General features: G+C 72.9%; 25 protein-coding genes. 18 read left to right on the top strand and 7 right to left on the bottom strand.

What is annotated here, in order from left to right; translation table 11 throughout:
• The first annotated feature begins 92 nt into the window (after window positions 1-92).
• Together AWC30_RS00875 and AWC30_RS00870 are read left to right on the top strand one after the other, a co-directional pair.
• A complete protein-coding gene (locus tag AWC30_RS00875) occupies window positions 93-1,070 on the top strand; it encodes an NAD(P)H-dependent glycerol-3-phosphate dehydrogenase (protein WP_085107700.1) in 978 nt (325 codons plus the stop codon).
• A 30-nt stretch (window positions 1,071-1,100) separates the two neighbouring features.
• Window positions 1,101-2,204: a D-alanine--D-alanine ligase family protein gene (locus tag AWC30_RS00870; protein WP_085107517.1), complete on the top strand. Its 1,104-nt coding sequence runs from the start codon at window positions 1,101-1,103 to the stop codon at window positions 2,202-2,204.
• Window positions 2,205-2,211: 7 nt separating this feature from the next.
• Here AWC30_RS00870 and AWC30_RS00865 read toward each other — a convergent pair whose 3' ends face one another.
• On the bottom strand, window positions 2,212-2,745 hold the full coding sequence (locus tag AWC30_RS00865; protein WP_085107514.1) for a DUF3515 domain-containing protein: 534 nt from the start codon (window positions 2,743-2,745) through the stop codon (window positions 2,212-2,214).
• Between the two features lie 87 nt (window positions 2,746-2,832).
• On the opposite strand from AWC30_RS00865, the gene AWC30_RS00860 reads away from it, so the two are divergent.
• From AWC30_RS00860 to AWC30_RS00850, 3 genes are all read left to right on the top strand, one after another.
• Entirely contained in the window at window positions 2,833-3,789 is a 957-nt protein-coding gene (locus AWC30_RS00860) for a thiamine-phosphate kinase (protein WP_085107511.1), read from the top strand.
• A 25-nt stretch (window positions 3,790-3,814) separates the two neighbouring features.
• A complete protein-coding gene (locus AWC30_RS00855) occupies window positions 3,815-4,243 on the top strand; it encodes a GNAT family N-acetyltransferase (RefSeq protein ID WP_207568372.1) in 429 nt (142 codons plus the stop codon).
• A 92-nt stretch (window positions 4,244-4,335) separates the two neighbouring features.
• Window positions 4,336-5,019 (top strand): uracil-DNA glycosylase, encoded by a 684-nt coding sequence (locus AWC30_RS00850; protein WP_085107507.1) that lies wholly within the window; start codon window positions 4,336-4,338, stop codon window positions 5,017-5,019.
• A 22-nt stretch (window positions 5,020-5,041) separates the two neighbouring features.
• On the opposite strand, the gene AWC30_RS00845 is transcribed toward AWC30_RS00850, so the two are convergent.
• The 3 genes from AWC30_RS00845 to rpmB all read right to left on the bottom strand — a co-directional run bounded on the left by AWC30_RS00845 (window position 5,042) and on the right by rpmB (window position 6,307).
• Window positions 5,042-5,515, bottom strand: a complete 474-nt coding sequence (locus tag AWC30_RS00845) for an MTB12 C-terminal domain-containing protein (RefSeq protein WP_085107504.1) — start codon at window positions 5,513-5,515, stop codon at window positions 5,042-5,044.
• 26 nt (window positions 5,516-5,541) lie between these two features.
• Window positions 5,542-6,012: a hypothetical protein gene (locus tag AWC30_RS17945; RefSeq protein WP_234807886.1), complete on the bottom strand. Its 471-nt coding sequence runs from the start codon at window positions 6,010-6,012 to the stop codon at window positions 5,542-5,544.
• 100 nt (window positions 6,013-6,112) lie between these two features.
• Window positions 6,113-6,307: a 50S ribosomal protein L28 gene (rpmB, locus tag AWC30_RS00835; RefSeq protein ID WP_085107500.1), complete on the bottom strand. Its 195-nt coding sequence runs from the start codon at window positions 6,305-6,307 to the stop codon at window positions 6,113-6,115.
• A 221-nt stretch (window positions 6,308-6,528) separates the two neighbouring features.
• Here rpmB and AWC30_RS00830 point away from each other — a divergent pair, with 221 nt between their 5' ends.
• Genes AWC30_RS00830 through AWC30_RS00820 form a run of 3 tightly spaced genes read left to right on the top strand, consistent with a single transcriptional unit; the run spans window position 6,529 to window position 11,065 of the window.
• The gene (locus AWC30_RS00830) at window positions 6,529-8,136 is read left to right on the top strand and encodes a fatty acid kinase ATP-binding subunit FakA (RefSeq protein WP_085107497.1); all 1,608 of its coding nucleotides are present in this window, start codon (window positions 6,529-6,531) and stop codon (window positions 8,134-8,136) included.
• The gene (gene recG / locus AWC30_RS00825; protein ID WP_085107494.1) at window positions 8,136-10,355 is read left to right on the top strand and encodes an ATP-dependent DNA helicase RecG; all 2,220 of its coding nucleotides are present in this window, start codon (window positions 8,136-8,138) and stop codon (window positions 10,353-10,355) included. The genes AWC30_RS00830 and recG overlap by 1 nt, the downstream gene beginning before the upstream one ends.
• Window positions 10,352-11,065 (top strand): HNH endonuclease family protein, encoded by a 714-nt coding sequence (locus AWC30_RS00820; protein WP_085107491.1) that lies wholly within the window; start codon window positions 10,352-10,354, stop codon window positions 11,063-11,065. The genes recG and AWC30_RS00820 overlap by 4 nt, the downstream gene beginning before the upstream one ends.
• A 4-nt stretch (window positions 11,066-11,069) precedes the next feature.
• Here the strand turns inward: AWC30_RS00820 and AWC30_RS00815 are convergent, their stop codons facing one another.
• Both AWC30_RS00815 and AWC30_RS00810 read right to left on the bottom strand, forming a co-directional pair.
• Complete coding sequence (locus tag AWC30_RS00815; RefSeq protein WP_085107488.1) at window positions 11,070-12,257, bottom strand: trans-sulfuration enzyme family protein; 1,188 nt, start codon at window positions 12,255-12,257, stop codon at window positions 11,070-11,072.
• A gap of 7 nt (window positions 12,258-12,264) precedes the next feature.
• Entirely contained in the window at window positions 12,265-13,098 is an 834-nt protein-coding gene (locus AWC30_RS00810) for an aldo/keto reductase (protein ID WP_109561869.1), read from the bottom strand.
• Window positions 13,099-13,209: 111 nt separating this feature from the next.
• Here AWC30_RS00810 and AWC30_RS00805 point away from each other — a divergent pair, with 111 nt between their 5' ends.
• The 10 genes from AWC30_RS00805 to mutM all read left to right on the top strand — a co-directional run bounded on the left by AWC30_RS00805 (window position 13,210) and on the right by mutM (window position 23,331).
• The gene (locus tag AWC30_RS00805) at window positions 13,210-14,292 is read left to right on the top strand and encodes an alpha/beta hydrolase (protein WP_085107485.1); all 1,083 of its coding nucleotides are present in this window, start codon (window positions 13,210-13,212) and stop codon (window positions 14,290-14,292) included.
• Between the two features lie 62 nt (window positions 14,293-14,354).
• Entirely contained in the window at window positions 14,355-15,125 is a 771-nt protein-coding gene (locus AWC30_RS00800) for a DsbA family protein (RefSeq protein ID WP_085107482.1), read from the top strand.
• Window positions 15,122-15,730: a vitamin K epoxide reductase family protein gene (locus AWC30_RS00795; protein ID WP_085107479.1), complete on the top strand. Its 609-nt coding sequence runs from the start codon at window positions 15,122-15,124 to the stop codon at window positions 15,728-15,730. The genes AWC30_RS00800 and AWC30_RS00795 overlap by 4 nt, the downstream gene beginning before the upstream one ends.
• Before the next feature lie 8 nt (window positions 15,731-15,738).
• Window positions 15,739-19,122 carry a pyruvate carboxylase gene (locus tag AWC30_RS00790; protein WP_085107477.1) on the top strand — a complete coding sequence of 1,128 codons (3,384 nt, stop codon included), beginning with the start codon at window positions 15,739-15,741 and terminating at the stop codon, window positions 19,120-19,122.
• On the top strand, window positions 19,119-19,673 hold the full coding sequence (rsmD, locus tag AWC30_RS00785; RefSeq protein ID WP_085107474.1) for a 16S rRNA (guanine(966)-N(2))-methyltransferase RsmD: 555 nt from the start codon (window positions 19,119-19,121) through the stop codon (window positions 19,671-19,673). Before AWC30_RS00790 ends, rsmD begins: the two co-directional genes overlap by 4 nt.
• Window positions 19,674-19,697: 24 nt before the next feature.
• Complete coding sequence (gene coaD, locus AWC30_RS00780; RefSeq protein ID WP_085107471.1) at window positions 19,698-20,177, top strand: pantetheine-phosphate adenylyltransferase; 480 nt, start codon at window positions 19,698-19,700, stop codon at window positions 20,175-20,177.
• Between the two features lie 236 nt (window positions 20,178-20,413).
• On the top strand, window positions 20,414-21,151 hold the full coding sequence (gene sepIVA / locus AWC30_RS00775; RefSeq protein ID WP_085107468.1) for a cell division protein SepIVA: 738 nt from the start codon (window positions 20,414-20,416) through the stop codon (window positions 21,149-21,151).
• Window positions 21,152-21,226: 75 nt separating this feature from the next.
• Window positions 21,227-21,775 carry a YceD family protein gene (locus AWC30_RS00770; protein ID WP_085107465.1) on the top strand — a complete coding sequence of 183 codons (549 nt, stop codon included), beginning with the start codon at window positions 21,227-21,229 and terminating at the stop codon, window positions 21,773-21,775.
• Window positions 21,772-22,476 (top strand): ribonuclease III, encoded by a 705-nt coding sequence (gene rnc, locus AWC30_RS00765; protein ID WP_085107462.1) that lies wholly within the window; start codon window positions 21,772-21,774, stop codon window positions 22,474-22,476. Before AWC30_RS00770 ends, rnc begins: the two co-directional genes overlap by 4 nt.
• Window positions 22,477-23,331: a bifunctional DNA-formamidopyrimidine glycosylase/DNA-(apurinic or apyrimidinic site) lyase gene (gene mutM, locus AWC30_RS00760; RefSeq protein ID WP_085107459.1), complete on the top strand. Its 855-nt coding sequence runs from the start codon at window positions 22,477-22,479 to the stop codon at window positions 23,329-23,331. It begins immediately after the preceding gene.
• Between the two features lie 165 nt (window positions 23,332-23,496).
• On the opposite strand, the gene AWC30_RS00755 is transcribed toward mutM, so the two are convergent.
• The gene (locus AWC30_RS00755) at window positions 23,497-24,267 is read right to left on the bottom strand and encodes a PIG-L deacetylase family protein (RefSeq protein WP_085107457.1); all 771 of its coding nucleotides are present in this window, start codon (window positions 24,265-24,267) and stop codon (window positions 23,497-23,499) included.
• Window positions 24,268-24,295 lie beyond the last annotated feature (28 nt).

The raw sequence follows: 24,295 nt of genomic DNA, 5'->3' as shown, positions 1-24,295 counted from the left end.
GTCGCGCCGGGCGCTCGCTAAGGTGAGGAATCCCGAGACGGATCCGAGGTGAGGGAGGACCGATGGCCGAAACCGACGGCGCCGTCGCGGTGATGGGGGCGGGCGCCTGGGGCACCGCGCTGGCCAAGGTGCTGGCGGAGGCCGGCGCCGAGGCGGTGCTGTGGGCGCGCGACCCGCGCCTCGCCGACGAGATCAACACCACCCGGTGCAACAGCCGCTACCTGCCCGGCGTGCCGCTGCCCGCCGGGGTGCGCGCCACCGGTGATCCCGCCGAGGCCCTGACCGGCGCCACCACCGTGCTGCTGGGGGTGCCCGCCCAGGCGCTGCGCGACAACGTGCAGCGCTGGACGCCGCTGCTGGCGCCCGACGTCACGATGGTGAGCCTGGCCAAGGGAATCGAACTGGGCACGCTGATGCGGATGAGCCAGGTCATCACCTCGGTGACCGGGGTGGCCGCCGAACAGGTCGCGGTGCTGTCCGGACCGAACCTGGCCAACGAGATCGCTCACCGGCAGATGGCCGCCACGGTCATCGCCTGCAGCGACTCGGCGCGCGCGGTGGCGCTGCAGCGCATGCTGGCCACCGGCTACTTCCGGCCCTACACCAACACCGACGTCACCGGCACCGAGATCGGCGGCGCCTGCAAGAACGTCATCGCGCTGGCCTGCGGCATGTCCGCCGGTGCGGGCATGGGCGAGAACACCGCCGCGGCGATCATCACCCGCGGGCTGGCCGAGATCACCCGGCTGGGGGTGGCGTTGGGCGCCAAGGCCGAAACCCTGGCCGGGCTGGCCGGGGTGGGCGACCTGGTGGCCACCTGCACCTCGCCGCAGTCCCGCAACCGTTCGTTCGGGGAGCGGTTGGGCCGGGGCACCGGCATCGACGAGGCGCGGGCCCAGACCGGCACCCTGGTCGAAGGGGTGATGTCGTGCGAGTCGGTGCTCGCCCTGGCCGCCAGCTACGACGTCGAGATGCCCCTGACCGACGCCGTGTACCGGGTCTGCCACCAGGGGCTCTCCGTCGACGACGCGATGGCGCTGCTGCTGGGGCGACGCACCAAACCGGAGTAGGCCGACGGCCCCGGGTAGCCTCTCTAGGTTGTGAACGACCGGGTCCGGGTCGCCGTGGTGTTCGGCGGCCGCAGCAGCGAACACGCCATCTCCTGTGTGTCGGCGGGCAGCATCCTGCGCAACCTCGACCCGGACCGGTTCGAGGCGATCGCGGTCGGCATCACCCGCGACGGCACCTGGGTGCTCACCGACGGCGACCCCGCCGCACTGGCCATCACCGACCGCCGGCTGCCCGCGGTGACCACCGCGGCGGGTGCGGAGCTGGCGCTGCCCGCCGACCCGGGGCGGGCCGGGCAGCTGGTGGCGCTCAACAGCGGCGCCGGGGAGGTGCTCGCCAGCGTCGACGTGGTCTTCCCGGTGCTGCACGGCCCGTACGGCGAGGACGGCACCATCCAGGGCCTGCTGGAGCTGGCCGGGGTGCCCTACGTCGGGGCCGGCGTGCTGGCCAGCGCGTCGGGCATGGACAAGGAGTTCACCAAGAAGCTGCTCGCCGCCGACGGACTGCCGATCGGCGCCTACGCGGTGCTGCGCCCCGGCCAGGACGACCTGGCCGACGCCGACCGGGACCGGCTCGGACTGCCGGTGTTCGTCAAACCGGCCCGCGGCGGATCCTCGATCGGGGTCAGCCGGGTGGCGAGCTGGGCCGCGCTGCCCGCCGCGATCGCCGAGGCCCGCCGCCACGACCCCAAGGTCATCGTCGAGGCCGCGATCGTCGGTCGCGAGGTGGAGTGCGGCGTGCTGGAGTTCCCCGACGGCACGGTGCGGGCCAGCGAGCTCGGCGAGATCCGGGTCACCGAGGTCAGCGGCGACCGCGACGCCTTCTACGACTTCGCCACCAAATACCTCGACAACGCCGCCGAACTCGACGTGCCCGCCACGGTGCCCGCCGCCGACGCCGAGGCGCTGCGCGAACTGGCGGTGCGGGCGTTCGCCGCCATCGACTGCCAGGGACTGGCCCGGGTGGACTTCTTCCTCACCGAGGACGGCCCGCTGATCAACGAGATCAACACGATGCCCGGCTTCACCACGATCTCGATGTATCCGCAGATGTGGGCGGCCAGCGGGGTGGACTACCCGACCCTGCTGGCCACCATGGTGCAGACCGCCCTGGCCCGCGGCACCGGGCTGCGCTGAACGCCGGTCAGCCCACCGGCGCCGGATGGATCGGGGTGGCGCCCACCGCGGCGCTGAGCGCCGCCGACACCTGCTGGATGGGGTCGGGCCCGGAACCGGCGGGCAACGTCAACGCCACGTACACCGGCCGGTCCACCGCATACCAGGTGGTGCGGTCCTCGGCGCGGACCGCGAACCACTGCACCGCGTCGACCTGCTGCAGCGGGGAGCCGACCACGAACTCCGGGGGGCGCTCCAGCCCACAGCGCAACACCACCGGGTCGCCGGACCCGCCGCCGTCGCGGCGCCAGGCGGCGGCTCCGGCCGGGGCCGGTTCGGCCAGCTCGGAGCGGGTGAAGTCACCGAGGTGCTCGGGCAGCGCGTCCAGCAGTGCGGTGCACTGCGGCCCGTCGGCCTGCGGTGCGGGCACGGTGGCCAGCACCACCGGCGTCGCCGGGGCGTCCCGGGTCTTGGCCAGCACCAGCACCGCGATCACCGCCACGACCGCCACCGTCAGCGCGGCGATCAGCGACCAGCGCGGCGGGCCGTCGCCCTCGTCCATCCGGCGCACCTTCCGTTCGGGCCTACACTGCACAACTGTCCGCCCCCGGCGGCGGCACCGAACCTACCGCCCGCGGGAGGAGCCGACGTGAGCGAGCAGCCCACGCTGGGCCGACTGGGAGAGTTTCCCATGATCGACCGGCTGGTGGCCGGACGTCACCAGCCCGACACCACCGTGCTCGGCCCCGGCGACGACGCGGCGGTGGTGGCCGCGACCGACGGGCGCACCGTGGTCAGCACCGACATGCTGGTCGCCGGGCGGCATTTCCGGCTGGACTGGTCGAGCCCGCACGACGTGGGCCGCAAGGCGATCGCGCAGAACGCCGCCGACATCGAGGCGATGGGCGCGCGGCCCACCGCGTTCGTCGTGGCCTTCGCCGCCCCGGCCGACACGCCGGCCGATCAGGCGGTGGCGCTGGCCGACGGGATGTGGGCCGAGGCGCAGGCGATGGGCGCCGGGATCGTCGGCGGCGACCTGGTGCAGGCCGACACCTGGGTGATCTCGGTGGCGGCGCTGGGGGAACTGGACGGCCGCCCGCCGGTGTTGCGTTCCGGCGCGCGGCCCGGCGCGGCGGTCGCAGTGATCGGCGATCTGGGCCGCTCCGCCGCGGGATATGCGCTGTGGCGCAACGGTATCGACGGGTTCGACGGGCTCCGCCGCGACCACCTGGTGCCGCGGCCGCCCTACGGACAGGGGCGGATCGCTGCGGCGGCCGGGGCGCTGGCGATGACCGACGTTTCCGACGGGCTGATCGCCGACCTCGGCCATCTGGCCACCGCCTCCGGGGTGGACATCGACGTCGCCGGGGCCACGCTGGCCGCCGACCGTGACGCCCTGCGCGCTGCCGCGGCGGCCGTCGGCGCCGACCCCGGCGACTGGGTGGCCGGCGGGGGAGAGGACCACGCCCTGGTGGCGGTCTTCGACGGCCCGATCCCGGCCGGCTGGCGCGAGATCGGGCGGGTGCGAGCCGGATCCGGCCGCGTCCTGATCGACGGCGCCGCCCCGGCGGGCGGCGGCTGGCAGTCGTTCGACGCGCCGCACTGACCGAGGCGCGGAAAGGAGGACCGTGGTGGCCGATGACGTCGAGTTCGCCACCGCCGTGGACCGGGTCGACCGGGACTGGCTGTGGCAGGAACTGACCGAGCACACCTACTGGGCGCGGTATCGCACCCGGGCGATGTTCGACCGGCAACTCGACGCCGCCTGGCGGATCGTCGGCGCCTACCGCCTCGCCGACGGGCGGATGGTGGGATTCTGCCGGGCCTTCTCCGACGAGGTGGCGATGGCCTATCTGGCCGACGTCTACGTCCGCCGCGACCAGCGGGGGCGCGGTATCGGCCGCGGGCTGGTGGGCACCATGATCGATGACGGGCCGGGCCGGGACTTCCGCTGGATGCTGCACACCGCCGACGCCCACACCCTGTACGCGCCGCTGGGTTTCACCGCCCCCGACGACACGTTCATGGAGCGCGCGCCGCGGCTGCCCCACGTCCGGTGACCGGCGACCCAGTACCCTCTGCTCGACGCCTGTACCCCCACACCGATTGGTGCCCGCATGACTTCACTGCACGACAACGAGGCGGACCGCCGGTGAGCGCCCGTCCGCTCGGTGAGCTCGTCGAGCCGGGCTGGGCTGCCGCCCTGGCCCCGGTCGCCGACCGGGTCGCCGCGATGGGGCAGTTTCTGCGGGAGGAGAACGCCGCCGGCCGCGGCTACCTGCCGGCCGGCGGAAACGTGCTGCGCGCGTTCACCACGCCGTTCGACTCGGTGCGGGTCCTCATCGTCGGCCAGGACCCGTACCCGACCCCCGGGCACGCGGTGGGCCTGAGTTTCTCGGTGGCCCCACAGGTGCGGCCCCTGCCCCGCAGTCTGGCCAACATCTTCACCGAATACAGCGCCGACCTGGGCCATCCGCCGCCGTCGTGCGGGGATCTGACCCCGTGGACCGAACGCGGGGTGCTGCTGCTCAACCGGGTGCTGACCGTGGCGCCGGGCAGCCCCGCATCGCACCGCGGCAAGGGCTGGGAGGAGGTCACCGACTGCGCGATCCGGGCGCTGGCCGACCGGGAGCGCCCGCTGGTGGCGATCCTGTGGGGTCGCGACGCAGCGACGGTGAAGCCGGTGCTCTCCGGTGCGCACTGCGTGGCGATCGAATCGGCGCATCCCTCGCCGCTGTCGGCGTCGCGGGGGTTCTTCGGGTCGCGCCCGTTCAGCCGCGCCAACACGCTGTTGGGCCAGTTGGGCGCCGACCCGATCGACTGGCGACTGCCCTAACGGGCGCTGCCCCCCGAGCGGGTCACCAATAGTGGGTTAGCTGAATCCGAAATATGACGCTGCGCAGAACACCCAGGAACGTCGGGGTGAAGCTGTCGTGGGTCAGCCGCCACGTCCCATCGTCGTGGATCAGGACCATCGGTTCCACGACCGCACGGGTCATGAGCCAGGTGGTGGCACTCACGGTCATCCCGGCCACGTCACCGGGTGCCGCCACGATGTCGGTGACGGCGAAATTGAGGGGGAGTTCGGCGCGAAACGCCAAATCGTTGACCAGTCCACCGAGTTCACCGAGTTCGGCGGGTGACAGTCCACCGTCGACCAGCCCGGATTTAACCTCGTCGGGAGCGTGCGGGTCGCTGAGTTGGTGCATAACGGCGGCCACCTGGTCGCTGCTGGGCACCGGGCCGACCGGCGGGGGATCGGCGTGCACCGCCGGTGCCGCCGCCAGGATCAGCGCGCCGACGACGGCGAGCCCCAGCGCTCTCATCGACATCAGCCCAGCCTACTAACGCTGCGGAGTCAGGCCGGCGCTACGGTGAGGCCGCGCTCGCTCAGCATCGGGCCGAGCAGATCGACGACCACCCAGTGCCGGTCCGGATCGACGCCGGTCGCCATGCCCAGATTCGCGGTGACGCCGTCGATCTCGACGGTGACCGGCGACCCCAAGATCAGGTTGTAGAACGGGGGTGGATCGGCAGTCGGGTCGTCGGCGGCGATGACGACCCGTTGCACGGTCGCCGGCATGGACGCCAACTCCGGGGTGGTCGCCGGATCCAGGATGTGTCCGGTCACGGTCGTGCCGAACGAACTCGTCCAGGTCGCGGTCGCGCCACTGTGTTCCACCTCGTCGGCGTGGCGCACCGTGCGTGTCGGCACGGGTCGCTCGTGCACCGTCGTCGCCACCGGCAACACCCAGTCGCCGTTAACGGGACCGAAGACCGCCACCGGCGCGAACGGCAGGCTCCACGGCGGGTCGACGGTGTCAGGCACCGCGGCGCGGGGTCATCATCCCCGTACGGTAGGGCAGGTCAGTGACCCCGGGGCACGCGATTTACGGCACCGGCACGCCGCCGAGGCCCGCGTCGGCGGGTCAGCCGCGGGAGACCTTGCCGGCCTTGAGGCAGGACGTGCAGACGTTGATCCGCTGCTTGTTGCCGCCCGGGCGGGTCACCGCCCGCACGGTCTGGATGTTGGGGTTCCAGCGCCGGCTGTGCCGCCGGTGCGAGTGCGACACCGACTTGCCGAAGCCGGGGCCCTTGCTACAGATATCGCACACGGCAGCCATGGTGAACTCCTCGAAACGTCTGCTTGGGGGCGGTGGTGCGTTGCCCTTCTCCTGCGTCGCGGGGCCAATCGACCCGAAGGGTGGCCCGACAACCCGACCAGAATAGCCGTCGCGGCCGCAACTGCCAAAACCATCCACACCGGACCGGCCCTGCCGGGCGGTTCTGTCGGCGGCGCTGGCTAGGCTGGCGCCCACCGACGGCGCGAGGAGGTGGACCGGTCATGGCCGAACGCGTACTCGACGCGGTGACGCTGCGGGACTGGGCCCACACCGCCGTCGGCGACCTGATCACCCACACCGACGAGATCAACCGGATCAACGTCTTCCCGATCGCCGACTCCGACACCGGCACCAACATGCTGTTCACCATGCGCTCGGCGCTGGCCGAGGCCAACACCGCCGCCGGCTCCGGTGAGCTCACCCGGGTCGCCACCGCCCTGTCGGTCGGTGCGCTGCACGGCGCGCGCGGCAACTCCGGGGTGATCCTCTCCCAGATCCTGCGCGGTCTGGCCGACGTGCTCAGCGAGGCCGACCCGGCGCCCGCGGTGGTCGGCCCGGACCTGCTCGGGGCCGCGCTGCAGCGCGGGGTGGAGCTGTCGATCGCCTCGATGGGCGGCCGCGAGGTGCCCGGCACCATCGTGTCGGTGCTGGCCGCCGCCGCTGCCGCGGTGCGCCGCACCGGGTCCGGGCTGGCCGCCGCCCTGGCGGCCGCAGGCGACGCGGCCGCGATCGCCCTGGACGAGACGACCGGCCAACTCGACGCCCTCGCCGAGGCCGGGGTGGTCGACGCCGGCGGGCGCGGCCTGCTGGTGCTGCTGGACGCCCTGACCGCCACCGTCACCGGCCGGGTGCCCGACCGGCCCGCCTACCGGCCCGCCCCGCCCCCGCAGACCGAACCCGAGGTCGCGCCGCCGGGCCCGCAGTTCGAGGTGATGTACCTGCTGCACGACACCGACGCCGCCGGCGTCACCGCGCTGCGCCGCCGGCTGGGCCGGCTGGGCGAATCGGTGGCGATCGCGGCGGGCGCCGACGGCCACTCCGTCCACGTGCACACCGACGACGCCGGCGCGGCCGTGGAAGCCGGGCTGGCGGCCGGCCGGCTGTCCGGCATCCACATCTCGGGGCTGGTCACCCGGCGCCCGCAGGGCAGCTGGGCCCGCGAGCGCGCCGTGCTGGCCGTCGTCGACGGGGCCGGTGCCGCGGAGCTGTTCGGCGGCGAGGGCGCCTGCATCCTGCCGGTGGAGCAGGCCGAGCCGATCAGCGCGGCGCAACTGCTGCGGGCCATGGTCGACACCGGCGCCGCGCAGGTGCTGGTGCTGCCCAACGGGCACCTGCCCGCCGAGGAGCTGGTGGCCGGCTGCACCGCCGCCACCGGCTGGGGCATCGACGTGGTCCCGCTGCCGACCGCCTCGATGGTGCAGGGGCTGGCCGCGCTGGCCGTGCACGACCCGGCCCGCCAGATCGTCGACGACGGCTTCACCATGACCCGGGCTGCCGCCGCCACCCGCTACGGCTCGGTGGCGCTGGCCAGCGAGGCCGCCTTGACCTGGGCCGGGCCCTGCGACCCCGGGGACGGGCTGGGCATCGCCGGGGGAGAGGTGCTGATCGTCGGCCCGGACGTCGCCACCGCCGCGACCGGGCTCATCGACCTGCTGCTGGCCGCGGGCGGCGAGCTGGTGACCGTGCTCATCGGCGCAGCGGTCGGCGACGGTGCGGCCGCGGTGGAAGCCACACTCAAAGCCCATGTCCACGACGCCCATCCGGGCATCGAGCTGGCCGTCTACCGCACCGGGCACGGCGGTGACGCACTGCTGATCGGGGTCGAGTGATGGCCGGGCTCGGCGACCGGCTCGACTTCGTCATCGGAGGCAAGGCCGCCGCCCAACTCGCCGACACGTTCGGCATCCGCACCGTCGAAGACCTGCTGCGCCACTACCCGCGCACCTACACCGGCGGCGGCCCGGTCCGCGGCCCCGACGACGGGCGCCCACCCGCCGGGCAGCACATCACGATCGTCGACACCATCACCCACGCCGACTGGCGCTCCCCGCGAAACAGCAACGACCCCAAGGACAAATACCTGCGCGTCGCACTCGGAACCGGCCGGGGGAAGGTGAGCGCCACCTTCTTCCACGCCCGCAAATGGCTCGCCGGCCGGCTCACCAAGGGCACCCGGGTGATGCTCTCCGGTGAGGTCAGCTACTTCCGGGGCGCCATGCAGCTCACCCACCCGGATTTCCTGGTGCTGGGCGACCCCAGCGCCGCCAGCCGCTCCATGCGGCGCATCGCCGAGGCCTCCGAGGCCGTCAGCGGCCGGGTGGTCCAGGCCGAATTCGAGCGGTCCTGCTACCCGATCTACCCGGCCAGCGCCAAGATGCAGAGCTGGGACATCTTCTCCTGCGTCCGTCAGGTGCTCGAGGTGCTCGACCCGGTGCCCGATCCGCTGCCGCAGGCGCTGCGGGCCGAGCACGGCCTGATCGGCGAGGACGAGGCGCTGCGGGCGGTGCACCTCGCCGAGGACGAGGCCACCCGCGCCCGCGCCCGCGACCGGCTGGCCTTCGACGAGGCGGTCGGGCTGCAGTGGGCGCTGGTGAGCCGTCGCCACGGCGAGCTCGCCCAGTCCGGTCCGGCCGCGCACCCCGCCGATGCCGGCCTGGCCGCCGCCCTGCGGGACCGGCTGCCGTTCGACCTGACCGCCGGGCAGCGCGCCGTACTCGAGACCTTCGCGGCGGAGCTGGCCGGCCCCCGACCGATGAACCGGCTGCTGCAGGGCGAAGTCGGGTCCGGCAAAACCATCGTCGCGGTGCTGGCCATGCTGCAACTGGTCGACGCAGGCTACCAGTGCGCGCTGCTCGCGCCCACCGAAGTGCTTGCCGCCCAACACCTCCGGTCGATCACCGACGTGCTGGGCCCGTTGGCGATGGCCGGACAGCTCGGCGGCGCGGAGGACGCCACCCGGGTGGTCCTGCTCACCGGGTCGATGACCGCCGCCCAGAAGAAACAGGTGCGCGCCGAAATCGCCTCGGGCGCAGCCGGAATCGTCGTGGGAACCCACGCGCTGCTGCAGGACGCGGTGGCCTTCCACCGGCTGGGCATGGTGGTGGTCGACGAGCAGCACCGCTTCGGGGTGGAGCAGCGCGACCAACTGCGCGCCAAGGCCCCCGACGGGATCACCCCGCATCTGCTGGTGATGACCGCCACGCCCATCCCGCGGACCGTCGCTCTGACCGTCTACGGCGATCTGGAGACCTCCACCCTGCGGGAGCTGCCGCGCGGCCGCATGCCGATCGCCACCACCGCGGTCTTCGCCGCCGAGAAACCGGCCTGGCTGGACCGGGCCTGGGCGCGGGTCAACGAGGAAGTCGGCGCGGGCAGGCAGGCCTACGTGGTGGCGCCACGCATCGACGAGAGCGACCCGGCGCAGGACAGCGAGGACGCCCCCCGACCGTCGGCGACCGCGGTCGGCCTCTACGACCGGCTGCGCGCCGGCCCGCTGGCCGGGCTGCGGGTGGGGCTCATGCACGGCCGGCTCAGCGCCGAGGAGAAGGACACCGTGATGGCGGCGTTCCGCGCCGGGGACCTCGACGTGCTGGTCTGCACCACGGTGATCGAGGTCGGCGTCGACGTCCCCAACGCCACGATGATGGTGGTGATGGACGCCGACCGGTTCGGGATCAGCCAGCTGCACCAGCTGCGCGGCCGCATCGGCCGCGGCGCCCACGCCAGCCTGTGCCTGCTGGTGAGCTGGGCGTCACCGCTGTCCCGCTCGGCGGCGCGGCTCAACGCCGTCGCCGCCACCGTCGACGGTTTCACCCTCGCCGAACTGGACCTGACCGAACGCCGGGAGGGCGACGTGCTCGGCGCCACCCAGTCCGGCCGGGCGATCACCCTGCAGCTGCTGTCGCTGGCCGATCACCGCGAGCTGATCGAGGAGGCCCGCCGGTACTGCGAACAGGCCCACGCGGTGAACCCGGCCGACCCCGGCCTGGCCCGGCTGGCCGCCCGGTTCACCGACACCGACGCCATCGACTACCTGGACAAGTCGTGACCGCCGGTGACGCCGGCCGCCGGCGGCTGCTGTGGCTGGCCCTGCTGACCGCGGTCGCGGTGCTGGTCGCCTACCAGGTGGTGACGGCGCGCGCCGAGCGCAGCACCACCGGCGCGCCCGTGCTGGCGCCGGGCACCGACGTGCTGGCCGGGATCACCGTGCTGGCCGCCCGGCCGCACCGGCCCGACTACCGCAGGACCATCGACTTCGGCGCGGCCTGGGACGACGACAACGACGCCCCGGGCGGCCGCAACGGCTGCGACACCCGCAACGACATCCTCAACCGTGACCTCACCGACATCACCCATGTGCGCACCCGCCGCTGCCCCGATGCGGTGGCCACCGGCACGCTGCGCGACCCCTACACCGGGGTCACGGTGTCGTTCACCCGCGGCGCGGGCATCGGGGAGGCGGTGCAGATCGACCACCTGGTGCCGCTGGCCTACGCCTGGGACATGGGCGCGCACGCCTGGCCACCGGAACTGCGGCTGCGGTTCGCCAATGACCCGGCGAACCTGCTGGCCGTGGCCGGCGCCCCCAACCAGGACAAGGGCGACTCCCCACCGGCGGACTGGATGCCGCCCAACACCGCCTTCGGCTGCCAATACGCCACCCAGTTCACCGCGGTGCTGCGCGGCTACCGGCTGCCGGTGGACGCCCCGTCGGTGCCGGTGCTGCGGGCCGCGGCCGCCACCTGCCCCGCCGGGTGAGGACTCAGTGCGCCTTGAGCGCCTGCGCCAGGTCGGCGATGAGGTCGGCCGGATCCTCCAGCCCGATCGAGAGCCGGATCATGCCGTCGCTGATGCCGCGGGCCGCGCGCTCCGCGGGCGCCATGCCATGGTGGCTGGTGGTGACCGGCTGGGTGGCCAGGCTCTCCACCCCGCCGAGGCTGCCCGCGATGGCGAACAGCCGCAACCGGTCGACGACCGCGGCGGTCTGCTCGGCGGTCGCGTCCAGCACCAACGACACCATCCCGCCGTGGCCGCGCATCTGCCGGTCGATGACCGCGCGCTCGGGCCCGGTCGCCAGGCCCGGGTAGTGCACCCGCACCACCCGTGGGTGACCGGCCAGGAACTCCGCCACCGCGGCGGCGTTGTCGTTGTGGCGGGCCACCCGCACCGGCAGCGACCGCAGCGAGCGGGCCAGCAGCGCGGCGACCTCCGGGGCGATCATCTGGCCCAGGTTCTTGCGCCAGTAGGCCACCGGCGCCAGCAGGTCGGCCGGCCCCATCAGCGCACCGGCGACCAGGTCGGAATGCCCGCCCAGGTACTTCGTCGCCGAATGCAGCACCAGGTCGACGCCGTGGGCCAGCGGGTTCTGGTTGACCGGGGTGGCGAAGGTGTTGTCGATGACGCTGAGCAGCCCGGCGGCGCGGGCGGCGGCGGCCAGCGCGGCGATGTCCACCACCGCCAGCGTCGGGTTCGACGGCGACTCGAAGTACACCAGCCGGGTGGCCGGCGTGCTGGACGCGCCCAGCCGGGCGATCTCGTCGGCGCGCAGGAACGTGGTGGTGATCCCCAGCCGCGGCAGGTTCTCGGTGAACAACTCGTAGGTGCCGCCGTACACGTCGCCGACGCACAGGATCTGCTCACCGGCGCGCAGATGGCCCAGCACGGTGGCCGACACGGCCGCCATCCCGGCCGAGAACGCCAGCGCCGCCTGGCCGCCCTCCAGGTCGGCGAGCTTGGCCTCCAGCGCCGCCACCGTCGGGTTGGCGCCGTAGCGGGTGTACAGCGGCCCGTCCCGGCGGCCCTCGATCACGTCGAGCAGGTCGGCGGTGCGCTCGAAGGCGAACGTCGACTGGTTGTAAATCGGGGCGTGGATCGCCCCGAGCGGGTCGCGGCGATCACCGGCGTGCACGCTGCGGGTGGACAGCCCCGGCGTGTCGGCGGCCTCGCTCATCGGCGCCCTACTGGCCGGTGTAGGCGTCCGGGTCCGGGCGCACCCGGGTGCCGTCGTGCAGGGCGTTGATCGCGCTCATGTGTTCCTCGGCCAGCTCGAAGTCGAACACGTCGAGGTTGCCCGCGATGTTCTGCGCGTCGGTGGAGCGGAAGACCACCGCGTTGCCCAGCTGCAGGTTCCAGCGCAGCAGCACCTGGGCCGGGGTGCGGTTGTACTGGGCCGCGACCTCGGCCACGGTGGGATTGTCGAGCACCGCGCCGTTGGCCAGCGGGCTGTAGGACTGGGTCACCACGTTGTGCTCGGCGTTGGTGGCGCGCATCTCGGCCTGGTTGAGCAGCGGGTGCAACTCGATCTGGTTGACCGCCGGGGTCATGAACGTCAGGTCGATGACGTTGGCCAGGTGCTCGGCGGTGAAGTTGGACACCCCGATCGACTTGGTCAGGCCGTCCTCCTGCAGCGTGCCCATGCCGCCGAAGCTGTCCACGTAGAGGCCCTGCGGGGCGGCCGGCCAGTGCACCAGGTACAGGTCCAGGTAGTCCAGGCCGAGCCGCTCCAGGCTGGCCTTGCCCGCGGTCTGGGCGTTGGAGAAGCCCTGGTCGGCGATGGCCAGCTTGGTGGTGACGAACAGTTCGGCGCGCGGGACGCCGGACGCGGCGATGGCCCGGCCCACCCCGGCCTCGTTGCCGTAGATCGCGGCGGTGTCGATCAGCCGGGCCCCGGCCTCCAGCGCCACCGCGACGGCGCGCTCGGCCTCCTCGTCGGAGAGCTCACCGACACCGACGCCCAACACCGGCATGGTGTTGTCGTCGTTCAGGCCGATCGTGGGGATATCCGTAGCCATCTCACCTGCCCGTGAATGTTCGAAAGTGGTCGATTCTGTGAATCCGTGCCCGGTCGGGTCGCGCAACACGATAACGGGTTACCGTCGTGGGTCGTCAACGAGGGAGCAGCGATGATACGGAGCGTGCCCGGAATGAAGGTCTCCGGCCGGCTGGCCGACCGGCTCACCGGGGTGGGGGTCAAGGTGCTGCCGCGGCTGCCCGAGGCGGCGAAATGGCTGCTCACCGGGGGCCGTTCGATCAACATCGACGGCAACACGCTGGACCGCACCCTGCAGCTGATGCTCGCCTCCCAGCGGGCCATCGGGGTCAACGGCCTGGTCGTCGACGGCGACCCGGCCGCCTCCCGGGTACAGATGAGCCGGACGATCGCCGCGCTGGGCGGCCCGGAGATCCACGTCCACACCGCCGAGCTGGCCCTGCCCGGCCCGGCCGGAGAACTGCTCGCCCGGCACTACCGCCCGCCCGGGCAGCGGCCAGCCCCGCTGCTGGTCTTCTACCACGGCGGTGGCTGGGTGATCGGCGACCTGGACAGCCACGACGCGCCGTGCCGGCTGGTCTGCCGCGACGCCGGCATCCAGGTGCTGTCGGTGGCCTACCGCCGGGCCCCGGAACATCCCGCCCCCGCGGCCGCCGACGACGCCTACGCCGCGTTCCGCTGGGCGCAGGCCCACGCCGCCGAACTCGGCGCCGACCCGGCCCGGGTCGCGGTCGGCGGGGACAGCGCGGGCGGCAACCTGGCCGCGGTGGTGGCCCTGCGGGCCCGCGACGAGGGCGGCCCGCCCCCGGTGTTGCAGTGGCTGCTCTACCCGGCCGTGGACTTCACCGCCCGGACCCGGTCGCGGGGCCTGTTCGCCGACGGCTTCCTGCTGACCAAGGCCGACATGGACTGGTTCCAACAGCAGTACCTGGAGGGCTCGGGGGTGGCGGTCACCGACCCGACGGTCTCCCCGCTGCTGGCCGTCGACCACTCCGGGCTGGCGCCGGCCCTGGTGATCACCGCCGGCTTCGACCCGCTGCGCGACGAGGGGGAGAGCTACGCCGCCGCGCTGGAGGCCGCCGGAACCGAGGTGGACCTGCGGCGGATGGGATCGCTGGCGCACGGCTTCGCGAACCTGTTCCCGCTCGGCGGCGGCAGCGCCGACGCGATGACCGAGGTGGTTTCGGCGTTGCGTGCCCACCTCAGCCGAGGCTGAACCCGCCGGTACGCTGTGGAGACGTTTCTCCCCCCGACCTCCCGAGGAAGCTGAGCAGATCCGTGTCCAAGAAACCGAAACGCCCCGGTTACGACCTCAAGGCCGCCGACCGGCGCCGCAACCTGGCGATCCAGATCGGCATGACCGCGATCGTCGTGCTGTTCGCGGTGGCACTGGTCGGCTACATCGTCATCTCCAACAGCTCCAAACCCAGCGACGGCCAGCCGATCCGGGTGGCCTCCCCGCAGGTGGTCACCCAGGACGACTCCGAGGACCCGAAGGCGGTGATCGCCGTCTATGAGGACTTCCTGTGCCCGGCGTGCGCCAACTTCGAGCACAACTTCGGCAAGACCCTCGACAAGCTGGTCGACATCGGCGCGGTGGCCGTCGACTACCACCCGTCGAACATCCTGAGCAAGCAGGGCCGGGACAACTACTCCGGGCGGGCCGGGGCGGCCGCCTACTGTGTGGCCGACGAGTCGATGGAGGCCTTCGAACGCTTCCACGCGATGCTGTTCAGCCCCGACCTGCAGCCACTGGAGACCGCGGCGACCTTCCCCGACAACACCCGGCTGATCGAACTGGCCCGCCAGGCCGGCGCGGCGGGCACGGTGCGCGACTGCATCAACAGCGGCAAGTACCTCAAGCTGGTCGACGGCATGGCCGCCGCGGGCAAGATCCAGGGCACCCCGACGATCCGGCTCAACGGCGAGGACTACAGCCCGAAGGACCCGGCGTCGCTGGTCAACGACGTCCGCGGCATCGTCGGCGATGTGCCCGGCATCGACGAGGCCGCCGCGATCGCGGCGGCGGCCGGCAACAAGCAGGCGTGACCGACACCCCGCCCGCGCGGCAGCGCCGGGAACCCGGCGCCGTGGCGGCGCCGAGCGCCTGGTGGGTGCTGATCGGCGGGGTGATCGGCCTGGTCGCCTCCCTGGCGCTGACCGTCGAGAAGATCCGGCTGCTCGCCGACCCCGGCTACGTGCCGTCGTGCAGCCTCAACCCGGTGCTGTCGTGCGGGTCGGTGATGTCCACCCCGCAGGCGGCGGTGTTGGGTTTCCCCAACCCGTTGGTCGGCATCGCCGCGTTCGCGGTCGTCGCCACCACCGGTGTGCTGGCGGTCGCCGGAGTGCGGTTGCCGCACTGGTACTGGGTCGGGCTGACCGGCGGGCTGGCCGCCGGGGCGGCGTTCGTGCACTGGCTGATCTACCAGAGCCTGTATGTGATCGGGGCGCTGTGCCCGTACTGCATGGTGGTCTGGGCGGTGACGATTCCGCTGCTGGTGGTGTCCGCAACTATTGCCTGGGATGGCGATGCCGGACACAAGATTTCGCAGGTTCTCCACCGCTGGCGGTGGACGCTGACTGCGTTATGGTTCATCGCGTTGATCCTGTTGATATTTGTCCGGTTTCAGGATTACTGGCTGACGCTCGGTTAGGGGTACCCGTGATCTCCAAGGTGCTGGTCGCCAACCGGGGTGAGATCGCCATCAGGGCGTTCCGCGCCGCCAACGAACTCGGTGTGGGCACGGTGGCGATCTACCCCTATGAGGATCGCAACTCGATGCACCGGCTCAAGGCCGACGAGTCCTACCAGATCGGCGAGGAGGGCCACCCGGTCCGCGCCTACCTGTCGGTCGACGAGATCGTTGCCACCGCACGCCGCTGCGGCGCCGACGCCATCTACCCCGGCTACGGGTTCCTCTCGGAGAACCCCGAACTGGCCGCCGCCTGCGCGGCCGCCGACATCACCTTCGTCGGCCCGTCGGCGCACGTGCTGGAGTTGGCAGGCAACAAGTCCCGGGCGGTGGCCGCCGCCCGGGAGGCCGGCCTGCCGGTGCTGGCGTCCTCGGAGCCGTCGGCCTCGGTGGAGGAGTTGCTCGCCGCGGCCGAGGAGATGGAGTTCCCGCTGTTCGTCAAGGCCGTCGCCGGCGGCGGCGGCCGCGGCATGCGCCGAGTGGCCGACGCCGATGGACTGGCCGAGGCGATCGAGGCGGCCAGCCGGGAGGCGGAGTCGGCGTTCGGCGACCCCACCGTCTACCTCGAGCAGGCGGTGATCAACCCGCGCCACATCGAGGTGCAGATCCTCGCCGACACCCACGGTGAGGTGATCCACCTCTACGAGCGGGACTGCAGCGTGCAGCGCCGCCACCAGAAGGTGGTCGAACTCGCGCCGGCCCCGAACCTGGATCCGGAACTGCGGCAACGGATCTGCGATGACGCGGTCGCGTTCGCCCGGCACGTCGACTACAGCTGCGCGGGCACCGTGGAGTTCCTGTTGGACGAGCGCGGCCACCACGTGTTCATCGAGATGAACCCGCGCATCCAGGTGGAGCACACCGTCACCGAGGAGATCACCGACGTCGACCTGGTCTCCGCGCAGCTGCGGGTGGCGGCGGGGGAGTCGCTGGCCGACCTGGGCCTGACCCAGGACGCGATCGTCCCGCACGGCGCCGCCCTGCAGTGCCGGATCACCACCGAGGACCCGGCCAACGGTTTCCGGCCCGACACCGGGCGGGTCACCGCCTACCGCAGCCCGGGCGGGGCCGGCATCCGGCTGGACGGCGGCACCAACCTGGGCGCCGAGATCAGCGCCCACTTCGACTCGATGCTGGTCAAACTGACCTGCCGCGGACGCGACTTCGCCACCGCGGTCGCCCGCGCCCGCCGCGCCGTCGCCGAGTTCCGGATCCGGGGGGTGTCGACCAACATCCCGTTCCTGCAGGCCGTTCTCGACGACCCGGACTTCCAGGCCGGCCGCATCACCACCGCGTTCATCGTGGAGCGCCCGCACCTGCTCACCGCCCGCACCTCGGCCGACCGCGGCACCAAGATCCTCAACTACCTGGCCGACGTCACCGTCAACCAGCCGCACGGAGCGCGCCCGTCCACGGTGTACCCGCACGACAAGCTGCCCGACATCGACCTCAGCGTGCCGCCGCCGTCGGGCTCGCGGCAGCGGCTGCTGGAGCTGGGGCCGGACGGGTTCGCGCGCTGGCTGCGCGGCAGTCCCGCGGTCGCGGTGACCGACACCACCTTCCGCGACGCCCACCAGTCGCTGCTGGCCACTCGGGTGCGCACCAGCGGGCTGTCGCGGGTGGCGCCCTACATCGCCCGCATGATGCCCGAGCTGCTGTCGGTGGAGTGCTGGGGCGGGGCGACTTACGATGTGGCGCTGCGGTTTTTGAAGGAAGACCCGTGGGAGCGGCTGGCGGCGCTGCGTGAGGACATGCCCAACATCTGCCTTCAGATGCTGTTGCGCGGCCGCAACACGGTCGGCTATACCCCGTACCCGGAACTGGTGACCTCGGCGTTCGTCGCCGAAGCCACCGCCACCGGCATCGACATCTTCCGGATCTTCGACGCGCTGAACAACATCGACTCGATGCGCCCGGCGATCGACGCGGTGCGCGAAACCGGCACGGCCGTCGCCGAAGTCGCGATGTGCTACACCGGCGACCTCTCCGATCCCGGCGAGGACGTCTACACCCTGGACTATTACCTGCGGCTGGCCGAACAGATCGTCGACGCCGGCGCGCACGTCCTGGCGATCAAGGACATGGCCGGGCTGCTTCGCCCGCCTGCGGCCACCACCCTGGTCACCGAACTGCGGTCCCGCTTCGAGCTGCCGGTGCACGTCCACACCCACGACACCCCCGGCGGCCAGCTGGCCAGCTATGTGGCGGCCTGGAACGCCGGCGCCGACGCCGTCGACGGGGCGGCCGCTCCGCTGGCCGGCACCACCAGCCAGCCGGCGCTGAGCTCGATCGTGGCGGCGGCCGCGCACACCGACCACGACACCGGGCTGTCGCTGACCGCGGTCTGCGAACTCGAGCCGTACTGGGAGGCGCTGCGTAAGGTCTACGGCCCGTTCGAATCCGGGCTGCCCGCGCCGACCGGGCGGGTCTACACCCACGAGATCCCCGGCGGGCAGTTGTCCAACCTGCGCCAGCAGGCGATCGCGCTCGGCTTCGGGGACCGCTTCGAGGAGATCGAGGCCAACTACGCCGCCGCCGACGCGGTGCTGGGCCGGCTGATCAAGGTGACCCCCACCTCCAAGGTGGTCGGGGACCTGGCGCTGGCGCTGGTCGGCGCCGGGGTCAGCGCCGAGGAGTTCGCCGCCGACCCGGCCGCGGTGGACATCCCCGACTCGGTGATCGGTTTCCTGCGCGGGGAATTGGGCGACCCGCCCGGCGGCTGGCCGGAACCGCTGCGCACCACCGCACTGGACGGGCGCGGCCCGGCCCGGCCCACCGAGGAACTGTCCGCCGAGGACGAGGCGGTGCTGGGCCTGAGCGGCCGCAAACGCCAGGAGGCCCTCAACCGGCTGCTGTTCCCCGGCCCGGCCGAGGAGTTCGAGGCGCACCGCGAGGCCTACGGCGACACCTCGCAGCTGTCGGCCAACCAGTTCTTCTACGGGCTGCGCCACGGCGAGGAGCACCGGGTCAAGCTCGAGCGCGGCGTGGAGCTGCTGATCGGGCTGGAGGCGGTCTCCGAGCCCGACGAGCGCGGCATGCGCACGGTCATGTGCATCATCAACGGGCAGCTGCGGCCGGTGCTGGTGCGCGACCGCTCGGTGGCCAGCGAGGTCCCGGCGGCCGAGAAGGCCGACCGCGCCGACCCCGACCACGTCGCCGCCCCGTTCGCCGGGGTGGTCACGGTGTCGGTGGCGGCCGGCGACGCCGTCGAGGCCGGCCAGACCATCGCCACCATCGAGGCGATGAAGATGGAGGCCGCGATCACCGCGCCCGCGGCGGGCACCGTCGAGCGCATCGCGGTGTCGGAGACCGCGCAGGTGGAGGGCGGTGACCTGCTGGTGGTGATCGACTGACCCGGATCATCGCCGGGCGGGCCCGCGGGCGGCGGCTCGCGGTGCCGCCGCGGGGGACCCGGCCGACCAGCGACCGGGTGCGCGAATCGCTGTTCAACGTGCTGGCCGCCCGCCGCGAGCTGGCCGGGATCGCGGTGCTCGACCTCTACGCCGGCTCCGGTGCGTTGGGGCTGGAGGCGCTGTCGCGCGGTGCCCGCGCGGTGCTGCTGGTGGAGGCCGACGCCCGGGCCGCGGCGGTGATCGGGCGCAACATCGCCGCGGTCGGGCTGCCCGGCGCGACCCTGCGGCGCGCGCCGGCGGCCGCGGTGGTGGCCGCCGGCGCCGCCGCCCCGGTGGATCTGGTGCTGGTCGACCCGCCCTACGACGTGGCCGGACCCGAGCTGACCGCGCTGCTGGCCGGGCTCAGCGCGGGCGGTTGGGCCGGCCCGGGAACCCTGGCGGTGGTCGAGCGGGCGGCCGCCTCCGCGGAGCTGGACTGGCCGGAGCCCTGGTCGGCCTGGCCGTCGCGGCGTTACGGCGACACCCGGTTGGAGCTGGGCGAACACGGCTGAACGCGGCTGCTAGCGTCACCGGGTATGAGTGGTGCGGTATGCCCGGGCTCCTTCGACCCGGTGACCTTCGGGCACGTGGACATCCTGGAGCGCGCCGCCGCGCAGTTCGACGAGGTGGTGGCGGCGGTGCTGGTCAACCCGGCCAAGAAGGGCATGTTCGATCTCGACGAGCGGCTGGAGATGATCGCCGAGGCCACCGCGCACCTGCCCAACGTGCGCGCCGAGTCCGGGCAGGGGCTGGTGGTCGACTTCGTGCGCGACCGCGGCCTGACCGCGATCGTCAAGGGGCTGCGCACCGGCACCGACTTCGAATACGAGCTGCAGATGGCGCAGATGAACAAGCACATCGCCGGGGTGGACACCTTCTTCGTGGCCACCACCCCGCGGTATTCGTTCGTGTCCTCCTCGCTGGCCAAGGAGGTCGCCTCGATGGGCGGGGACGTCTCCGACCTGCTGCCCGAGCCGGTGAACCGGCGGCTGGCCGCGAAGCTCGCCGCGCGCTGACCCGTTCGGGCCGCCCCGCCGGCTCGCCCCACTCGCCCCGTCGGGGCCCGGGCCGGATCGCCCGTCCGGGCCGCGGCCGGCCACGGGGCCCTCGCGCGGGCGGCCCGACCGGCGCGCAATCGGCCTATCCTGGCGGAATGCCCCTGGTGATTCCGACACACCGGCCCGAGCTACCAAGTCACAGTCGTAACACCAGGCACACTGGTCACAAGTAACTACGCCTGGAGGGTGCTGCCGTGTACCGAGTTTTTGAAGCGCTGGATGAACTGAGCGCCATCGTCGAAGAAGCCCGCGGCGTGCCGATGACGGCAGGTTGCGTGGTGCCCCGCGGCGACGTGCTGGAACTGGTCGACGACATCAAGGACGCCATCCCCGGTGAGCTCGACGACGCGCAGGACGTGCTGGACGCCCGCGACTCACTGCTGCACGACGCCAAGAGCCACGCCGACGGCATGGTCGCCAACGCCTCCGCCGAGGCCGAATCGGTGGTCAACCACGCCCGCGCCGAGGCCGACCGGGTGCTCTCCGACGCCAAGGCCCAGGCCGACCGGATGGTCGCCGAGGCCCGCCAGCACAGCGACCGCATGGTCGCCGAGGCCCAGGAGGAATCCGCCCGGCTGACCTCCAGCGCCAAACGCGAATACGACGCCGCGGTCTCCCGCGCCAAGGCCGAAGCCGACCGGCTGGTGGAGAACGGCAACATCTCCTACGAGAACGCCGTGCAGGAAGGCATCAAGGAGCAGCAGCGCCTGGTCTCCCAGACCGAGGTGGTGTCGTCGGCCACCGCCGAGGCCACCCGGATGATCGACTCCGCCCACGCCGAGGCCGACCGGCTGCGCGGCGAGTGCGACATCTACGTCGACTCCAAGCTGGCCGAGTTCGAGGAGTTCCTCAACGGGACGCTGCGTTCGGTCAACCGGGGCCGCCACCAGCTGCGCACCGCGGCGGGCACCCACGACTACGTGACCCGCTGAGTGACCCGCTGACCGCGCCCCGGCCCGACCCGCGGGCGGCTCGACGCGCCGCGCCGCGCCCGTAAGATCGAGGCCATGGCCACCACACATCCGGACGCGCCGCTCGTCGTCAACATCGCCCGGCTGGGCCGCCGGCCCGGCAGCATGATGGCGCTGCGCCACACCGTGGCCAGCCCGTCGCGCATCGGCCTGGAGATGCAGGCCGTGGCCGCCGGGGACCCGCTGGAGCTGGACCTGCAGCTGCAGTCGGTCTCCGAAGGCGTGCTGGTCACCGGCACCGTCGCCGGCCCGGTCACCGGCGAGTGCTCCCGCTGCCTGGCCGGCTTCACCGACCGGGTCGAGGTGAGCCTGACCGAACTGTTCGCCTACCCCGACAGCACCACCGAGGCCACCACCGATGCCGACGAGGTCGGCCGGGTCGTCGACGACACCATCGACCTCGAGCAGGCCATCATCGACGCGGTCGGCCTGGAGTTGCCGCTGGCCCCGCTGTGCCGCGACGACTGCCCCGGGCTGTGCCCGCACTGCGGCATCCCGATGGCCACCGCCGAGCCCGGCCACCGCCACGAGGTGATCGACCCGCGCTGGGCCAAGCTGGCCGGGTTGCTGCGAGATCAGCAGTGAGCCACCGGCCGCTGCTCGACGCGCTCGGTGTCGAGCTGCCCGATGAGCTGCTCACCCTGGCGTTGACCCACCGCAGCTACGCCTACGAGCACGGCGGGCTGCCCACCAACGAGCGGCTGGAGTTCCTCGGCGACGCGGTGCTCGGCCTGGTGATCACCGACGAACTGTTCACCCGCCACCCCGACCGCCCCGAGGGGGATCTGGCGAAACTGCGGGCCAGCGTGGTCAACACCACCGCCCTGGCCGACGTGGCGCGCGGCCTCACCGACACCGGGCTGGGCGGCCATCTGCTGCTGGGCCGCGGCGAGGTCACCACCGGCGGGGCCGACAAGTCCAGCATCCTGGCCGACAGCATGGAGTCGCTGCTCGGCGCGATCTACGTGCAGCACGGCATCGACACCGCCCGCACGGTCATCCTGCGGCTGTTCGCCGACCTGCTGACCACCGCGCCCACCCTGGGCGCCGGACTGGACTGGAAGACCAGCCTGCAGGAGCTGGCCGCGGCACGCGGGCTGGGCGCCCCCGGCTACCAGGTCACCGCCACCGGACCCGACCACGACAAGGAATTCACCGCGGTGGCCGTCGTCGGCGAGCGGCGGTTCCCGCCCGGCGTGGGCCGCTCCAAGAAGGACGCCGAACAGAAGGCGGCCGCCGCGGCCTGGAAGGCGCTGGACGGGCAGGCGCAGGAGAAGCCGGCCTGAATGCCCGAACTGCCCGAAGTCGAGGTGGTGCGCCGCGGCCTGGCCGCCCACGCGGTCGGACGGACCATCACCGCGGTCCGCGTGCACCATCCACGGGCGGTGCGCCGCCACGAGGCCGGCCCCGCCGACCTGACCGCCCGGTTGCTGGGCACCGCGATCACCGGCACCGGCAGGCGCGGAAAGTACCTGTGGCTCACCCTCGATGAGCCCGACACCGCGCTGGTGGTGCACCTGGGCATGAGCGGGCAGATGCTGGTCGGGCCCGCGCCCAACACCGCGCACCTGCGCATCGCCACCCTCCTCGACGACGGCACCGCGCTGAACTTCGTCGACCAGCGCACCTTCGGCGGCTGGCAACTGGCCGACCTGGTCGACGTCGACGGCGACGTGGTCCCCGCACCGGTCGCACACCTGGCCCGCGACCCCCTCGACGACCGGTTCGACCCGGCCGCGGCGGTGGCGGTGTTGCGCCGCAAGCACTCCGAGATCAAACGCCAGCTGCTCGACCAGACCGTGGTGTCGGGCATCGGCAACATCTACGCCGACGAGGCGCTGTGGCGCGCCCGGGTCAACGGGGCGCGCCGTGCCGACGCGCTGACCCGCCCGGCGCTGACCGCGGTGCTGGCCGCCGCCGCCGAGGTGATGGGTGAGGCGCTCGCCGCGGGCGGCACCTCGTTCGATGCGCTGTATGTCAACGTCAACGGCGAATCCGGCTACTTCGACCGGTCGCTGGACGTGTACGGCCGGGAGGGGCTGGGCTGCCGGCGCTGCGGCGCGGTGATCCGGCGGGAGAAGTTCATGAACCGGTCGTCGTTCTACTGTCCGCGCTGCCAGCCGCGCCCCCGCCGCCGGTGAGCGCCGCCAGCCGCGCCCCCGCGGGCGGTGAGCGCCGCCGATACCCCTGAAATCGACGCCGAAATCGTCGAAACGGGCCGATTTCGGGCCTGAGCGGCCGTATCCGCGTCGATCTCAGGGGCTATCTCAGGGGCTATCTCGGGGGCTATCTCAGGGGCGTGGGTGCTAGCCGAAGATGTCGGTGCGCACCGGCGCGCCGCGCGCGGCCGGATCGACGAACCACTCCCGGCCGAACAGCAGCCCGAACACCGCCGGCGGCAGCCGCAGCAGCACGCCGAGCGCGCGGGCCTGCGCCGCACCGATCTGCGAGCGGTGCTCGGCCAGCGCGGCACGTTTCTGCCGGGCGAAGCGGCGCACGTCGATGCGGTGGGTGATGATCGCCCGCGGGGCGTAGGCGGTGGCCAGCAGTTGCTCCTCGTACGGTTCGGGCAGCCGCAGCAGCCGCGCCGCGGTGGCCACCCGGCGCAACGTCTCGCGCGGCATGGTCGCCTCGAGCACCCGGGGAGTGGCGGCCAGCGCCGCCGCCCGCGCCCCCACCCGGTGCACCTGCACGTGATCGCGATGCCCGTACCCGCCGTTGGCCTCATAGCTGAGCAGCAGGTCGGCGTGCTCGGCGCGCAGGATCTCCGCAACCCGCTCGGCCGCGACCGCCACGTCGGCGCGGGCGAACCGGACCCGCCCGGGTGGGTCGGCGGGGAACACCGGACCGTAACCGCTGTCGGCGTAGCCCAGGCACTCCACCCGGTGCACGCCGAGAATATCGGTAGCGCAACGCAGTTCGTCGAGCCGGTAGCGGTCCTCGGCGGTGTCGAGGTGCCCGTCGGTGGCGGTGACCACCACCACCCGGTGCCCCGCGGCGGCCGCGCGGGCCAGCGTCCCGCCGGTCAGGATCACCTCGTCGTCGGGGTGGGCGTGCAATGCGACCACGGTGGCCATGACACGACAGTACGGCCGCCGCCCCGGC

The sequence above is a fragment of the Mycolicibacillus trivialis genome (assembly GCF_002102395.1).
GTDB lineage: Bacteria > Actinomycetota > Actinomycetes > Mycobacteriales > Mycobacteriaceae > Mycobacterium > Mycobacterium triviale.
This window is presented reverse-complemented; position numbering and strand designations above follow the sequence as displayed.

Coding starts and splice junctions, on each gene's coding strand:
- AWC30_RS00815 (WP_085107488.1), bottom strand. CDS start 12,257: ATGAGCGAGGCCGCCGACACGCCGGGGCTGTCCACCCGCAGCGTGCAC.
- AWC30_RS00845 (WP_085107504.1), bottom strand. CDS start 5,515: ATGTCGATGAGAGCGCTGGGGCTCGCCGTCGTCGGCGCGCTGATCCTG.
- AWC30_RS00810 (WP_109561869.1), bottom strand. CDS start 13,098: ATGGCTACGGATATCCCCACGATCGGCCTGAACGACGACAACACCATG.
- AWC30_RS00830 (WP_085107497.1), top strand. CDS start 6,529: ATGGCCGAACGCGTACTCGACGCGGTGACGCTGCGGGACTGGGCCCAC.
- AWC30_RS00865 (WP_085107514.1), bottom strand. CDS start 2,745: ATGGACGAGGGCGACGGCCCGCCGCGCTGGTCGCTGATCGCCGCGCTG.
- mutM (WP_085107459.1), top strand. CDS start 22,477: ATGCCCGAACTGCCCGAAGTCGAGGTGGTGCGCCGCGGCCTGGCCGCC.
- rpmB (WP_085107500.1), bottom strand. CDS start 6,307: ATGGCTGCCGTGTGCGATATCTGTAGCAAGGGCCCCGGCTTCGGCAAG.
- recG (WP_085107494.1), top strand. CDS start 8,136: ATGGCCGGGCTCGGCGACCGGCTCGACTTCGTCATCGGAGGCAAGGCC.
- AWC30_RS00805 (WP_085107485.1), top strand. CDS start 13,210: ATGATACGGAGCGTGCCCGGAATGAAGGTCTCCGGCCGGCTGGCCGAC.
- AWC30_RS00875 (WP_085107700.1), top strand. CDS start 93: ATGGGGGCGGGCGCCTGGGGCACCGCGCTGGCCAAGGTGCTGGCGGAG.
- AWC30_RS00755 (WP_085107457.1), bottom strand. CDS start 24,267: ATGGCCACCGTGGTCGCATTGCACGCCCACCCCGACGACGAGGTGATC.
- coaD (WP_085107471.1), top strand. CDS start 19,698: ATGAGTGGTGCGGTATGCCCGGGCTCCTTCGACCCGGTGACCTTCGGG.
- AWC30_RS00770 (WP_085107465.1), top strand. CDS start 21,227: ATGGCCACCACACATCCGGACGCGCCGCTCGTCGTCAACATCGCCCGG.